We start from the raw sequence: 12,562 nt of genomic DNA, 5'->3' as shown, positions 1-12,562 counted from the left end.
CGTCCTTTTTTCAAATATTTATGAAATCCACAAAATTAGCAGTTAGCATATAAATAAGCAATAGAAATACAATCTGCCATATGACGGCAATAAAAAAATACTTTTTATCTAATTCTTGCTATGTTCATATTGCGGCGGGTAAATCAAACGAAACAAATAGGAAGCGAGGAAGCATGAGAAAACATTCTATTCCAAAAGCACTGGTGAAATTATATGTAATGATCGTAATATTTTTTACCCTGCTCATTTGGACGATATGGGGAAATGCGGCGTTGACAGTGAGTAACATAAAAATTTCAAGCAGCCGTATTCCCCCTGCATTTTCCGGGTTTCGGATAGCGCAGGTATCAGACTTGCACAACGTAGAATTTGGGAAAGGCAATAAAAAGCTGCTGGAATTGTTATCAGAAAGCAAGCCGGGGATTAGGTAACAGCATTATTCCTATCCGCTTTAATAACCGCCCGGAAGTCATTGTAATTGAACTTCTTAACACGGATTTGTAAGAACAGCTTATAGAAAACTGAATGATAAAGTAATCTGCTGCACGACGGCAAAAAAAGCCGCCGTTTCTTTTTTATCTTCTCAAGAAATGACGCGGTTTCACTGTTAAAAGCGGCGGCTAAAGGAGGTAGCCGCCATGAAGCATATACCTTTTCGACAAAATCCGACGGTCATTGACATATCAAAGAAAGCCCGTCCACCGCCGGGGAAAAGTCTACCCATGAATATAATTCCAATTTCATAAGATTAAACAGAACGCTGGAAACCCGCATGTTTCCAGCGTTTTTGCGTTTCTGGGGTGTCATTTTGGGATGATGGAAATCAGAGAATTTTGCGGAAAAGTTGGTAAAAAACTGGTACAGGAATTGGTAAAATATTTTACCAACTTTCAAGGGGCGAAGTTTGCAGGGTTTTATAGTATAGTAAACAAATAAAATATGTTATGGTGAAAGAGTGTTTATATTCCCCTGCATCATCATTAAAAATTTTTCGGCTGCTTTGGAAAAGACCTGATATTTTTTCCAGATCATATACATTTCGATTTCGATTGTGGGTGTCAGAGGGCGGAAACAAAGCCTGCTGTCACCGGAAGTATTGATAATCCTGTCAAAGCAGATAGCATATCCCAGTCCTTCTTCCACAAGCAGGGAAGCGTTGAACAACAGATTATAAGTCATAATGATATCCAGTTCCGAGAGGCTGCGTTTCATCCACTGGGAGATTCTCCCGCCCTCTGTTTCCTGCTGTGATATCAGCAATGGCTGATTCCACAGGTCTTCCGGAGAGACAGATTCTTTTTCTGCCAGGGGGGAGTCTTTTCGCATCAGGACACCCCAGATATCCTTTGACGGGAGTTTTAGTGCCTCATATTTGTTCGTATCCGGCGTTCCGAATATGATTCCAAAATCAATCAGTCCTTTATCCAGCTGTTCTTTGACAAAGACAGCATTGCCGCTCGAAATATGATAATGGATTCCCGGATAAAGTTTTTTTAAGTTTCCGGCGGCTTTTGTCAACAGGCGCATTCCATCGGTTTCTCCGGCACCGATGTAGATATCTCCGATTACCACATTATCGGAGCAGGTAATCTCATGCTCTGTTTTCTTTACCAGATCCAGAATTTCCTCCGCTCTTTTCCTGAGAATCATTCCTTCTTCCGTCAGCGTAACCTTACGGGAACCCTTTGTGCCGCGAATCAGCAGCTGTTTCCCCAGTTCTTCTTCTATGTTTTTAATTTGTGTGGAAAGAGTAGGCTGTGAGAGATGAAGGGATTCGGCAGCCCGTATAATGCTTTGTTCTCTTGCAATGGCAAGAAAGTATTGAAGTACCCGTATTTCCATAGTATGTTCTCCTTCTTAATTTAGTTCCGCAGCTCCCCTCCCAAGCCCCCTTAAACTGGGAGAATTTCCAGTCACTAAAGTGTCTGTAAATCCTCCCGGGGCTTGTCCGGTCCACTGCTGTTTTCATAAACCACTTGACACTATCCTGGCTGTTTTTGGTGTCTGTTATGTTTGAAGATGTCATATACTTTTCGAGGCTTATGTATAATTCCGTAAAAAAATCCTAGCACAAATATCAATAGGTTTCAACTATAAAAACAGATTATATATAAATATTTGCTATTTTTTATATATGGATTTATAGTGAAGTTAGTAACCCAACAGAAAGCTGTGTAGTTACTGACCTTGCGGTAGCCGCCAATATAGGAAAGAGAAGCGTTGCATCTCTGCAGGCATGCATGTCTGGGACTCCGCTTCGATCCACGCTAAACATGTGCCACTGGCACACAGCGCCATTGTCTGCAAAAGTTACCAAATACATCAGAGGAGGTGTAGGAATGATAGCTATAGGAAGCAGGGAATCCATTATAAAAAATCTGGAAGATGCCGGATGTGAGCCTGGAATGATTGAGGATTTTCTGGGATGGTTTGATAAAGGACAGCAGGAGAAGCAGCTTGAGCTGTTGGGACATCACAGGGAGAGTCTGCTTGGCAGGGTCCATAAGGATGAAAAAAGGATTTCCTGCCTGGATTATCTGATCTATCAGATTCAGGGAAAACCGGCAGGAAAAAGATAACTTTAAGAGGTTAGGAGGAAAAAATCATGAAGACAAGAGAAATCAAACAGGAGTATTTGACAGGAGAAAGAGCGTTGTTTCAGGGGGCGGATTTGAAAATCTATGACAGCATCTTTGCAGATGGGGAATCGCCACTGAAAGAGAGCCATGACATTGAGCTGGAGAACTGCATGTTTAAATGGAAGTACCCCTTCTGGTATGCCAAGAATATCACTGCAAGAAACTGTACCTGGTTTGAGATGGCCCGTGCAGGTGTATGGTATACGGATCATATTACGGTAGAGGACGCAGTGATCGAGGCTCCCAAGAATTTCCGCCGCTGCCGGGGTGTAAACCTGAAGAATGTAAACCTTCCCAATGCGGCTGAAACCCTCTGGAGCTGCGAGGATGTGGAGCTTGACCATGTGACGGCAAAAGGCGACTATTTCGCCATGAACAGCTGGAATATGGTGCTCAGGGACTTCCGGCTGGTGGGCAACTACTCCTTTGACGGGGTAAAGAATATGGAGATCCGCAATGCCCGTATGCTTTCAAAGGATGCTTTCTGGAACACGGAGAATGTGACGGTATATGATTCTTTTATTTCCGGTGAATACCTGGGCTGGAATGCAAAGAACCTGACACTTATAAACTGCACCATCGAGAGCCTCCAGGGGATGTGCTACATTGATAACCTGGTGATGAAAAACTGCAAGCTTCTCAATACTACCCTTGCTTTTGAGTATTCTACGGTAGATGCGGAAATAACCGGGAAAATTGACAGCGTGATGAACCCATCCGGCGGAGTAATCCGGGCAGACCGTATTGATGAGCTGATTATTGAAAAAGATAAGGTAGATCCGGAAAAGACAAGGATCATTTGCAGAAGAGAACTGAAGGAGGTGGTATGAGCCTGCTTTTGAAAGGGATTCTGATTGGATTGCTCTTTGGTGTACCGGTGGGGGCAGTGGGAGCCATGACCGTGCAGAGAACCTGGGAACACGGGATAAAGGCCGGCCTCCTTACGGGAATGGGTTCCTCTGTGGCAGACTGCATTTATGCAGGAATCGGGGCTTTTGGACTGACCATAGTTTCCGATTTCCTTCTGGAACATCAGACGGTTATTCATCTGGTGGGCGGAGCAATCGTGCTGTATCTGGGAATCCGCCTGTTCTTCCGAAAAGAAGAAGAGACGGAGGTTCCGGAAGTATCGGGAAGATGGAGGATGTTTCTGACATCATTTGCAGTAGGAATCACAAATCCGGCGGCAATCCTGACCTTTCTGTTTGCCTTCTCCTGGTTTGGCATTGCAGGAGGCAGCACAAAAGGGAATGGCTGGCTGGTAGTTCTGGGAGTGTTCCTTGGAACCTGGCTCTGGTGGGGAGGACTTACTGCTGCAGTTTCCCTGGCCAGAAAAAAGAAGAGAAAAGACAGTTTTCAGAGGGTGAACCGGATTTTCGGTGTAGTTCTAAGCCTGTTCGGAGTCCTTGTCTTTATAAAGGCACTCCCCATATGAAACGATAAAATAGAATAAAAGGAGCAGATATACCATGAAAAAATTTGGCGCTTTGCCGTGCATGGTGACAGTTATATTTTCGATGGCAGTATGTGGAAATATACAGGCACAGACGCGTGTTGACCAGGCAGAATCTCCCATGGAAGAAGGGACACATCTGTCTGATCTTTTGGAAGAATCAGAGAATGCAGATGTACAATCCGAGGCTATGGATTCTACAGAAACTAAGGCGGAGAGAATGCAACTGGGCACCATTTCCAATGAGCCAGAAAACATGACAGAATCAGCAGCAGATACGGGGGATGGGGAAACTGTACCGGAAACAGAAATGAGTGAAACGGCTGGCACAGAAGCAGATATCCAAAATGGAGCAGAGGAGGCTGTAATAAATATGAAGGTACAGGTTGGCGATGCAGTATTTTCAGCCACATTAGAAGAAAATGAGGCAGTAGCTTCGTTTGTGGAAATGGTGCGGGAAAATCCGGTGAGCATTCAGATGAGTGATTATTCCGGTTTTGAAAAGGTAGGTTCTTTGGGAGCAAGCCTTCCTGTAAACAACAGTCAGACCACAACCCATGCAGGAGATATTGTCTTATATAATGGAAACCAGATCGTTATATTTTATGGCTCCAATTCGTGGAGTTATACAAGGCTGGGGCATGTGGATGATTTGACCGGTTGGGAGGAAGCCCTTGGAAGTGGGGATGTGATGGTGACATTTTCGCTTGAATAAAGTCCATATGACCTTTGGCGGTCAAATACACGCTGCGGGCAACGGGATATTTGATCCTTGCGAATCAATTTGCATGAGCTGCCTATGTGGGTGGCAGACATGGATTTTCAGACAGCGCCGGAGATCCAGACAGCAATTCAGGAGAGAGCCGCCCATGGCGTATTTGGCTATTCCATTGTGCCGGAAGAATGGTATCAGGCTTATCTGGGCTGGTGGAAGAAATGCCATAGTTTTTCCATGGAAAAAGAGTGGCTTGTTTTCTGTACAGGAGTGGTTCCGGCCATTTCCAGTATGGTACGCAAGCTGACGACAGTGGGGGAAATGTGCTGGTACAGACACCGGTTTACAATATTTTCTTCAATTCCATTGTGAATAACGGAAGAAATATTGTAGAAAGTCTGCTGCAATATGACGGAAACACTTATCATATGGATTTTGAGGATCTGGAACAAAAACTTTCCAATCCGCAGACTACCCTGATGATTTTGTGTAATCCTCACAATCCGGTAGGAAGAATCTGGAACCGGGAGGAACTGGGGCGGGTTGGTGATCTGTGCAGGAAACACCATGTAATTGTGATTTCGGATGAAATTCATTGTGACCTGACCAGTCCCGGCCAGGAATATATCCCTTTTGCTTCTGTTTCGGAAAACTGCAGAAAGTGTAGCATTACCTGTATAGCACCCACAAAAGCCTTTAATCTGGCAGGACTGCAGACAGCAGCGGTGGCCGTTCCTGATCCTTTCCTGCGGCATAAGGTCTGGCGGTGGCTGAACACGGATGAGGTTGCAGAGCCGAATTCCTTTGCGGTAGAAGGGGCGGTGGCGGCTTTTACGAAGGGGGAAGCATGGCTGGATGCTTTGAGAGAATATATTCAGGAAAATAAAAAATATGCAGATGAAATCAGTTTTACGCTCGGAGTAGCCGCTGTTTTTCTTTGCTGCGAACGGGTATCCTATGAGGAAATTGTAGTAAGGCTTCCTGTTGGGAAGAAGATGATACAATGTGATATTAGAACGTTGACAGATGCCGGATTGATATGTGTGAAATATTCACGCAAAGTGAAAACGGGAAACTGATGCGCCACATGGATTCACAATTTGACTTGTGGTAAAAAGTTGTTGGTGGGTGACATATATACGTCCTTATAGGGAAATGGTGTCTGCTATAATATACAGACAGGGCATCAAAACATGTTTTAAAAAGAAAAGTGCCAAAGTGGATTATGGCTGGACAAAACAAATATAAAATCTCAAATGTGTCGTTTGGTAGCGGAAAAATTTGTGCAGGGTTTCAAATTTGCTCATTTATAGTATGAAAAATAGTGTGTACTTATAAAATGAAAGGTGATATTATGACAATACAGGGAGGCAAATTGCATGAACGCAAGACAGAACAAAATTACCATTTATCGGGGCAGCCACCAAATTGGCGGCTGTGCAACGGAAATCAGCACAGGAAAACACCGCATTATCATTGATTTTGGTGCAAATCTGCCTGACAATGATAACGAAGACGTTATGACAGACGAGGAACTTACGGAAACAGTCTTTGGCGGCAGACCATGCGATGGCGTATTGTTTACACATTATCACGGCGACCATATTGGGTTATATAAGAAAGTCCCGCAAAATGTTCCTCTTTACATAGGTTCTACTGCAAAGAAAATTTTGGAAATCCTTACAGAGAAGATTGATTCCATTCCCAATATGGCAGAGGAAGGACTGCCGCGTATAAAAAACATGGAGTGTTATAGTCCCGGTCATAAAATGATATTTGGCGATATAGGGATCACTCCATTTTTTGTAGATCATTCTGCACTGGATGCCTATATGTTTCTGCTGGAAGTCGGCGGAAAGAAAATCCTGTTTACCGGGGATTTCCGTGAACATGGCATTGTCGGAAGAAATGACAGGCTTGAAAGGATGGTACAGAAATATATCGGGGAAGTGGATATTCTGATTTCGGAAGGAACGATGCTTTCCCGCACAAAGGAAACAAATAAAAATCCGATTCAGACCGAGGACGATTTAGGGAATCGGGCAAGGGAATTGTTTCAGGAAAATAAGGAATCAGTGATTTTAGTATCCTCCACCAATTTGGACAGTATCATGAAGTTTTACCATGCAGTTCCTTGGGGAATGGATTTTGTGTGCGATGCGTATCAGGCAAAGCTGATGCTGGCGGCAATGGCTGACAAAGGAAACTATCACGAATACAGACGGGAATTTATTCATGGGAAACCGAGACGGCTCTATATCATCGGAGATATGGAAGGACTTGGCGCAGAGCAGAACTGCTGTAGGGCAGATTTTTCTATTCTGAAAAACAAAGGGTTCACGATGCTTGTACGGGAAAACAAGCAGGTTTTTAAAGCAATTATGGAAAAATACATGACAGATCCTCTTGTGATTTATTCCAAATGGATCGGGTATCTGAAAGGAAAACACGCCAATGCTAAAATTGGTGACTTTATCGGCAGTCACAGAATGGAAATTCTTCATACCAGCGGACACGCATATGTGGAAACGATAGAGAAATTGATACGTCTGACAAATCCGAAAACGATTATTCCAATGCATACGGAGTGTGCTGATGCCTTTGGGGAGATAGCCGAATTTGCGCCGTATCGGGATAGAATTACAGTGTTGCAGGATAAAGAAGAATACAGTTTTTGAAGAGAGGATGGAAAAACTTGGGTGAAGTGGGAAATGCAGATAATTGTTGGAAAGAAGTGCACAGCTGTTCAATAGAAAATTATATCAGGGAAGATAAAGTTTTTAATTATTCTATTTGCAGAGAAGAAAGACAGTATGCAGTATTTTTGTATAATATTTTAAGAAAATATCATGCTCATGCAAGCAGAAGCAATCATGGCAGGATTCACGAAATAATTACGGAAACTTGCGGTATTCCTGAGAAAGCTGATATCAAACATGTGTTTTATGAAGTGACTTTTATGAGGGATTTTTTTGAAAGAAACCGGCGGATATACTGGAAAGGAAGCGCGGAAGAAAAACTGCTTCAGAAATCGTTCTCTCCATCTGAAAGAGAACTAAAAGTTGAAAACAGTTTTAATGATAAGCTGTTCCGATATGTGTGTAAGGGTGAGGATATTAAAGTTTCAGAATCCTTTCGATGGAAGCAGCCGGAGGATAATATGGGACGAAATAAATTCGAGATTCCTGGTGATATGAAACAAATACAGCCTGTCATTCGTGAAATGATGAATGCAACACCGGATATTGCAGTAATTTATTCTATAGCCGAAAAAGATACAGATGGTCAGCATAAGCCTGATAAAAATTATCTTCTTTTTCTGGAATGCAAGTTTGAATCCAACGAAAGTTCTTATGAAAGTGGCTACAGACAAAGCGAAATACAGGGTAAAATAGCAGATTTTTTATGTAACTATTATTTAAAAGAAAAAGATAATAAAGACAATATTGAAGTTTCCCCGATTATGAAAAGGAATAGTACATATGTCTCTCGAATTGTTCATTTTACCCGGAAGAAAAAAGAATCGGACAAATCTGAGGAAGCCGAAATTTTGATAAGTGATTTAATAGAATTTAACAATAAGATTTTTGTTTAATTGTCATGCGAAATTCAAATGATTGGGAACTGACGGATGTCCATAACCAGTGGCTGCTCTGTGCAGAACAGACCTATACGGAACAGACGCATGAAAGCGGGGGAGGTATATGTGGAAGAAATAGAATTAAGCCAAACTGACCGTCAGCTTTTGCTGTATGATATTTTTTTCAGAAGTCAGCAGGTGGAATATGAGGATATTACATCAAGGCTTCCGATTGGCAAAAAAATGGTGCAGCGTGATATTAAGACATTGACAGACGCCGGTCTGATACGAATAAAGTATTCTAAAAAATATAAAGCATACATACACGATTTAGAGCATCCGCCGTCCTTTAATGAAAATGCAAAAGGAAGATACCGCATACATTTGATGAAGCTGCAAAGGATTGCAACACTGATGAAGGAGCTTTGTATGGATACAAGATCTTATTATGATGTAGACGGGGACGCATATTTTTCCTGCAAAACATGTTATTATGAATTGTTTCCGGAAGCGAACGAGCGGATGAGGCAGAGGGATTTTAAACAGTTAAACAACATTGGCTATACTATAACCTATAATAATTACGAGCGGCGCTACAAAATGTGGGAGGGAAGCTATTTAAGAGAAGATTTTGGGGTATTCCTAAAAGATGGGAAATTAATGCGCGATATGGGGTTTGAATTATACTGAGTGACACCAATATGTCCATTCGCGAAAGACAGCTATGCTATGATTGATTATAAGTACTATTGAAAAACGTTAAATGTTTCATTATCAAGGGGCTGTTGGAAAGTGGATATTTCCGGCAGTCTTTTTTCATTTTGAAACAATGAAATATATGCCGAAAAGTGGGCGACAATATATTGTCCTTTATGTTGAAAGCTATATGATATACTTGCTCCATAAGATATGCTGAACCTTGAAAATTAAATAAAGAACACAATCATAGGTATAAATTTTGTTTGGGCGGCGGTTTGGTAAGGTCAGAGGAGGGGCGAAGAATGAATGATTTGAAAAAGAACATAAATTTACCGTTACTGTACGAAATAAGAAAAGATGTATTTGCGAAATCAAGAGATGCGGAATATGGGGAGCGTTTGTTCTCCATGATGCGTCATATGGATTTACTGGCGCGGACTGCAAGAAAAGAAGGATTGCTGGCTCTGACAGATGCGGCGGGAGAAATCCCCCCGGAAGTCGAATTTTATCAGGATATACAGTCCGCAGTTTCTTATGTTTGCGATGGTCTGGAAGTCGAAGATATCATAGAAATCCTTACTGCGCGTTATTATGTAAAGGATTTACAGGGGGAAGATGCACTGCTGTATTTCATGATGATTTTATCCATAATAAGAATTCAGGACGGCGCGCCGCATGAGCTGTTGGAATGCCTGCTTATGGCGTATCTTCCGGATGGCGCTGCTGAAAAATATACAGAGTGCAAAAAACAATATCAGCCGGCAGGACAGGAGCAGACGCCTTTGGAAATCTTGCTGAGTCATGATCCTGATATTGGAGAAGGGGGAATTTTAGTCGTAAAAAGATTACTGGAAGAGAAAATTGAACTTGCTGATGTTCAGACTTTAAAAGGCGTAATTTGTGAGGCGGAGGATACTGATTTGGCAATTTCCCTGAAAGGGCTGTCTGTTCATGCCAAAAGGAAACTTTTTTCCGTCATATCGGATTATAAAGCAGACGAATATGCAGGTCATTGTGAATACATGGGACCTGTCCGGCAAATAGATGTTATGGCGTCTATGTCCGAGCTGATTGCAGTATTTGAAAAACAGAGGTTCGTGTGAAAAATAATTTTTTCATACGCGAATTTGTGTCTGTGGCGCAAATATCGCAGCTTTTGGAAAGGCATGGTGATTTTTATGATAGATTTTGGCAGATGGATTTATTCAGAGGATATTGCGGTATGGGCTGAAAAAAATACTTCTCTTAATCTGGAAGAGCAGATTTCATGTATCTGCGCGGCGCCGCACAGAACGCTGGAAGAAAAACTGGAAGGCGTAAAAGAACTAAAATCTGAACACGATGGAAAGCCGCTTCAGGATCGAATTGAAAATATGAAAATGGTTTTACAGGGCAGCCGTTCAGATACGAGGATATATATGTGTTTATTTGGCATAGAAATATTTTTCCGTGGAGAAAAGGATTGTTTTTTGCCATATACGATATTCAGAAGCGCAGGGGAAGCAATAAATGGAATTTGTTACCACATTGAAAAAGCAGCCAAAGAAGAGCATTTGGAAAGAAGAAACTGGTGTGGCGTCGTCAGGGTATTCCAAAGATCCGGTAAGTCCCCACATGGTTATGTTCCCATAAAAAATACGATTGTCCGTTATGATGGAGAGGTGATTTATGTTCAAAATATTTATGGTAAGGACGGAGGGCATAAGTGTGAAGAAATTGAAATGGGATATTTTGAGGCTGTAAAAGTTCCCTATTTTTCAGGAACCATTATTTCAATCCCGGAAAATCCATATATTCCGGCATTGAAGGGAGTTCTTGTAAATATGACAGAACCGGACGAGGAAAACTTTCCGGATGGCAGCGATGATCAATGGCTGATTTATCCAACGCGGCAGCATAGGGAGCGGACGCATGGAATTGGGTTCGTCAATTTAAGGGACGATTATATACCTTTTGAAAACAGCCCGGATTTTATTTTCCCATATAAGCAGTTGATGACTGTTTACGAGGGTGATTTGAAAGAAGATGAAACATGGATGTCTGAATTTAGCGCATTGATTCAGGCGGATAAGAATTGCATCAGAAAAATATGGCATGACCGTGAGCCAAAAGACTGCCGGTGTATAGCCATGAATGACGAACGGTTGAAATATGTCAGGGAACTGTCAAAGAAACAGAAGTGAATGATAATGGTTAAAGTTTATGATGGAATCATTGGTTGAAAAAACGATCTGATATTCTGATGGAAGAACAGATGGATATCGTACATAATCTCTCATCTTTGACACATAGACATCCGGTCAGCCTGATTGGATGCGGAATTTATGTCAATGTCGCTTAAAATTATTGTCAGGCAGTTTGCCGTTAAAAGAAGGAGTGCGAAGATATATCTGTATATGACCGTCTGAAAGATATAAAAAGCTTTGCGGCTCTGCCGGAGGCTGAGATCAGGAGCAGCGGCTATATTGTTGATACATTGGAGGCGGCGGTGTGGTGTCTGATAAATACATGTTCTTTCCGGGAATGCATCCTAAAAGCCGTTAATCTTGGAGCTGATACAGACACGGTTGGAGCGGTTGCCGGCGGTCTGGCCGGAATATATTATGGAGCGGACAATATCCCGCAGGAATGGCTGGCAGCAATATTGAAAATCGCCTGTATTCGGTTGGAAGAGATATAAAGGCAGAATATGGTGTTAATGGAAAAATCAGGAGGAATGATATGGGAAGGAAAAAAGTGGAAAACCAGTACGGTGTGCAGGTGGGAGATATTTTTAGTGAGAATAGGCAGAACTGCAATTATGCCTCCTTTTATCAAGTAGTTTCATTGCATGGGGAATCGAAGGTAGAAGTGCGCGAGATTGATCAGATCTGCGTTGCGTTTGACGGTTACTATGTAGGCATTGTGCCTGTGCCGGGGAGCTGGAAGTCACATCGTACCCATATCTTTACGGTACAGGAGCGGCGAGGGAAACCTTATCTGGATTTTATTAATCTTTCGGGTGCCTGTTGTCCTGAGTTGGATCGATCCGAAACACATATGTATATGGTATTACAAGAAAACGATGGTTATCCTTTTTATTTTCGGGATGAGTATCCTGAAATTGCAGAACAACTCGACCTTAAAACAGGTTCGGGTGTTTATGCAGTAGACAAACCTTTTGAATGGATAGATGATGATTGCAGGGCCTTGATCCGCTATCCCGATGGGCGTGAAGTGGAAACTGTTTTCCAAGAACTGATGCGTTCCGATAAAGCACAGAGGTTGAGAGCGTTTGAAACCGAATGCTGGCCGATCTTAAAAGAGATGGGAGCGTTCCAGTTGTTGGAAGAGCAGGGACAGATTATGTTTGAAAGTCTGAAAAGTAGTCTGTATAACAATATGAAAGATAAATGATAGGCTGCGGTAAAACAATGGAATAGTTATGTTATATTCATGGTCTTGCAGGGCAATCTTACTGCAGATTAGTTTATGCA

General features: G+C 42.2%; 13 protein-coding genes and 1 pseudogene. 13 read left to right on the top strand and 1 reads right to left on the bottom strand.

Features of this window, described 5'->3' with window-relative positions; all coding sequences use genetic code 11:
- Nucleotides 1-80 precede the first annotated feature (80 nt).
- Nucleotides 81-431 carry a hypothetical protein gene (locus tag NSB25_RS14985; RefSeq protein ID WP_242982465.1) on the top strand — a complete coding sequence of 117 codons (351 nt, stop codon included), beginning with the start codon at nucleotides 81-83 and terminating at the stop codon, nucleotides 429-431.
- A gap of 511 nt (nucleotides 432-942) precedes the next feature.
- Here NSB25_RS14985 and NSB25_RS14980 read toward each other — a convergent pair.
- Nucleotides 943-1,842, bottom strand: a complete 900-nt coding sequence (locus NSB25_RS14980; protein WP_103240401.1) for a LysR family transcriptional regulator — start codon at nucleotides 1,840-1,842, stop codon at nucleotides 943-945.
- 497 nt (nucleotides 1,843-2,339) lie between these two features.
- Here NSB25_RS14980 and NSB25_RS14975 point away from each other — a divergent pair, with 497 nt between their 5' ends.
- The 12 genes and pseudogenes from NSB25_RS14975 to NSB25_RS14920 all read left to right on the top strand — a co-directional run bounded on the left by NSB25_RS14975 (nucleotide 2,340) and on the right by NSB25_RS14920 (nucleotide 12,482).
- Nucleotides 2,340-2,579: a hypothetical protein gene (locus tag NSB25_RS14975; RefSeq protein ID WP_103240402.1), complete on the top strand. Its 240-nt coding sequence runs from the start codon at nucleotides 2,340-2,342 to the stop codon at nucleotides 2,577-2,579.
- Between the two features lie 26 nt (nucleotides 2,580-2,605).
- Nucleotides 2,606-3,469 (top strand): DUF3737 family protein, encoded by an 864-nt coding sequence (locus NSB25_RS14970; protein ID WP_172455147.1) that lies wholly within the window; start codon nucleotides 2,606-2,608, stop codon nucleotides 3,467-3,469.
- The gene (locus tag NSB25_RS14965; protein ID WP_103240404.1) at nucleotides 3,466-4,074 is read left to right on the top strand and encodes a LysE family translocator; all 609 of its coding nucleotides are present in this window, start codon (nucleotides 3,466-3,468) and stop codon (nucleotides 4,072-4,074) included. The genes NSB25_RS14970 and NSB25_RS14965 overlap by 4 nt, the downstream gene beginning before the upstream one ends.
- Before the next feature lie 34 nt (nucleotides 4,075-4,108).
- Nucleotides 4,109-4,807 carry a cyclophilin-like fold protein gene (locus NSB25_RS14960; protein ID WP_242982466.1) on the top strand — a complete coding sequence of 233 codons (699 nt, stop codon included), beginning with the start codon at nucleotides 4,109-4,111 and terminating at the stop codon, nucleotides 4,805-4,807.
- 57 nt (nucleotides 4,808-4,864) lie between these two features.
- Nucleotides 4,865-5,697: pseudogene (locus NSB25_RS14955) on the top strand (MalY/PatB family protein); the annotation flags it as partial.
- Nucleotides 5,698-6,186: 489 nt separating this feature from the next.
- Nucleotides 6,187-7,485 carry an MBL fold metallo-hydrolase gene (locus tag NSB25_RS14950; protein WP_103240405.1) on the top strand — a complete coding sequence of 433 codons (1,299 nt, stop codon included), beginning with the start codon at nucleotides 6,187-6,189 and terminating at the stop codon, nucleotides 7,483-7,485.
- 17 nt (nucleotides 7,486-7,502) lie between these two features.
- Nucleotides 7,503-8,402 carry a hypothetical protein gene (locus tag NSB25_RS14945; protein ID WP_103240406.1) on the top strand — a complete coding sequence of 300 codons (900 nt, stop codon included), beginning with the start codon at nucleotides 7,503-7,505 and terminating at the stop codon, nucleotides 8,400-8,402.
- A gap of 111 nt (nucleotides 8,403-8,513) precedes the next feature.
- The gene (locus NSB25_RS14940) at nucleotides 8,514-9,077 is read left to right on the top strand and encodes a hypothetical protein (protein WP_146040071.1); all 564 of its coding nucleotides are present in this window, start codon (nucleotides 8,514-8,516) and stop codon (nucleotides 9,075-9,077) included.
- 311 nt (nucleotides 9,078-9,388) lie between these two features.
- Nucleotides 9,389-10,189 (top strand): FliG C-terminal domain-containing protein, encoded by an 801-nt coding sequence (locus NSB25_RS14935; protein WP_103240408.1) that lies wholly within the window; start codon nucleotides 9,389-9,391, stop codon nucleotides 10,187-10,189.
- 75 nt (nucleotides 10,190-10,264) lie between these two features.
- On the top strand, nucleotides 10,265-11,269 hold the full coding sequence (locus NSB25_RS14930; protein WP_146040072.1) for a hypothetical protein: 1,005 nt from the start codon (nucleotides 10,265-10,267) through the stop codon (nucleotides 11,267-11,269).
- Between the two features lie 203 nt (nucleotides 11,270-11,472).
- Nucleotides 11,473-11,766 (top strand): ADP-ribosylglycohydrolase family protein, encoded by a 294-nt coding sequence (locus NSB25_RS14925; RefSeq protein WP_103240410.1) that lies wholly within the window; start codon nucleotides 11,473-11,475, stop codon nucleotides 11,764-11,766.
- Nucleotides 11,767-11,807: 41 nt separating this feature from the next.
- Nucleotides 11,808-12,482 (top strand): hypothetical protein, encoded by a 675-nt coding sequence (locus NSB25_RS14920; protein ID WP_103240411.1) that lies wholly within the window; start codon nucleotides 11,808-11,810, stop codon nucleotides 12,480-12,482.
- Nucleotides 12,483-12,562: the final 80 nt, after the last annotated feature.

This window comes from Acetatifactor muris, from assembly GCF_024623325.1.
Lineage (GTDB): Bacteria > Bacillota > Clostridia > Lachnospirales > Lachnospiraceae > Acetatifactor > Acetatifactor muris.
The sequence above is the reverse complement of the archived record's forward strand: the minus strand, read 5'-3'. Positions and strand labels throughout refer to the sequence as shown.

What these genes read in the sequence shown, in the direction of transcription:
- NSB25_RS14980 (WP_103240401.1), bottom strand. Translation starts at nt 1,842, where the DNA reads ATGGAAATACGGGTACTTCAATACTTTCTTGCCATTGCAAGAGAACAA.
- NSB25_RS14960 (WP_242982466.1), top strand. Translation starts at nt 4,109, where the DNA reads ATGAAAAAATTTGGCGCTTTGCCGTGCATGGTGACAGTTATATTTTCG.
- NSB25_RS14930 (WP_146040072.1), top strand. Translation starts at nt 10,265, where the DNA reads ATGATAGATTTTGGCAGATGGATTTATTCAGAGGATATTGCGGTATGG.
- NSB25_RS14950 (WP_103240405.1), top strand. Translation starts at nt 6,187, where the DNA reads ATGAACGCAAGACAGAACAAAATTACCATTTATCGGGGCAGCCACCAA.
- NSB25_RS14965 (WP_103240404.1), top strand. Translation starts at nt 3,466, where the DNA reads ATGAGCCTGCTTTTGAAAGGGATTCTGATTGGATTGCTCTTTGGTGTA.
- NSB25_RS14920 (WP_103240411.1), top strand. Translation starts at nt 11,808, where the DNA reads ATGGGAAGGAAAAAAGTGGAAAACCAGTACGGTGTGCAGGTGGGAGAT.
- NSB25_RS14985 (WP_242982465.1), top strand. Translation starts at nt 81, where the DNA reads ATGACGGCAATAAAAAAATACTTTTTATCTAATTCTTGCTATGTTCAT.
- NSB25_RS14935 (WP_103240408.1), top strand. Translation starts at nt 9,389, where the DNA reads ATGAATGATTTGAAAAAGAACATAAATTTACCGTTACTGTACGAAATA.
- NSB25_RS14975 (WP_103240402.1), top strand. Translation starts at nt 2,340, where the DNA reads ATGATAGCTATAGGAAGCAGGGAATCCATTATAAAAAATCTGGAAGAT.
- NSB25_RS14970 (WP_172455147.1), top strand. Translation starts at nt 2,606, where the DNA reads ATGAAGACAAGAGAAATCAAACAGGAGTATTTGACAGGAGAAAGAGCG.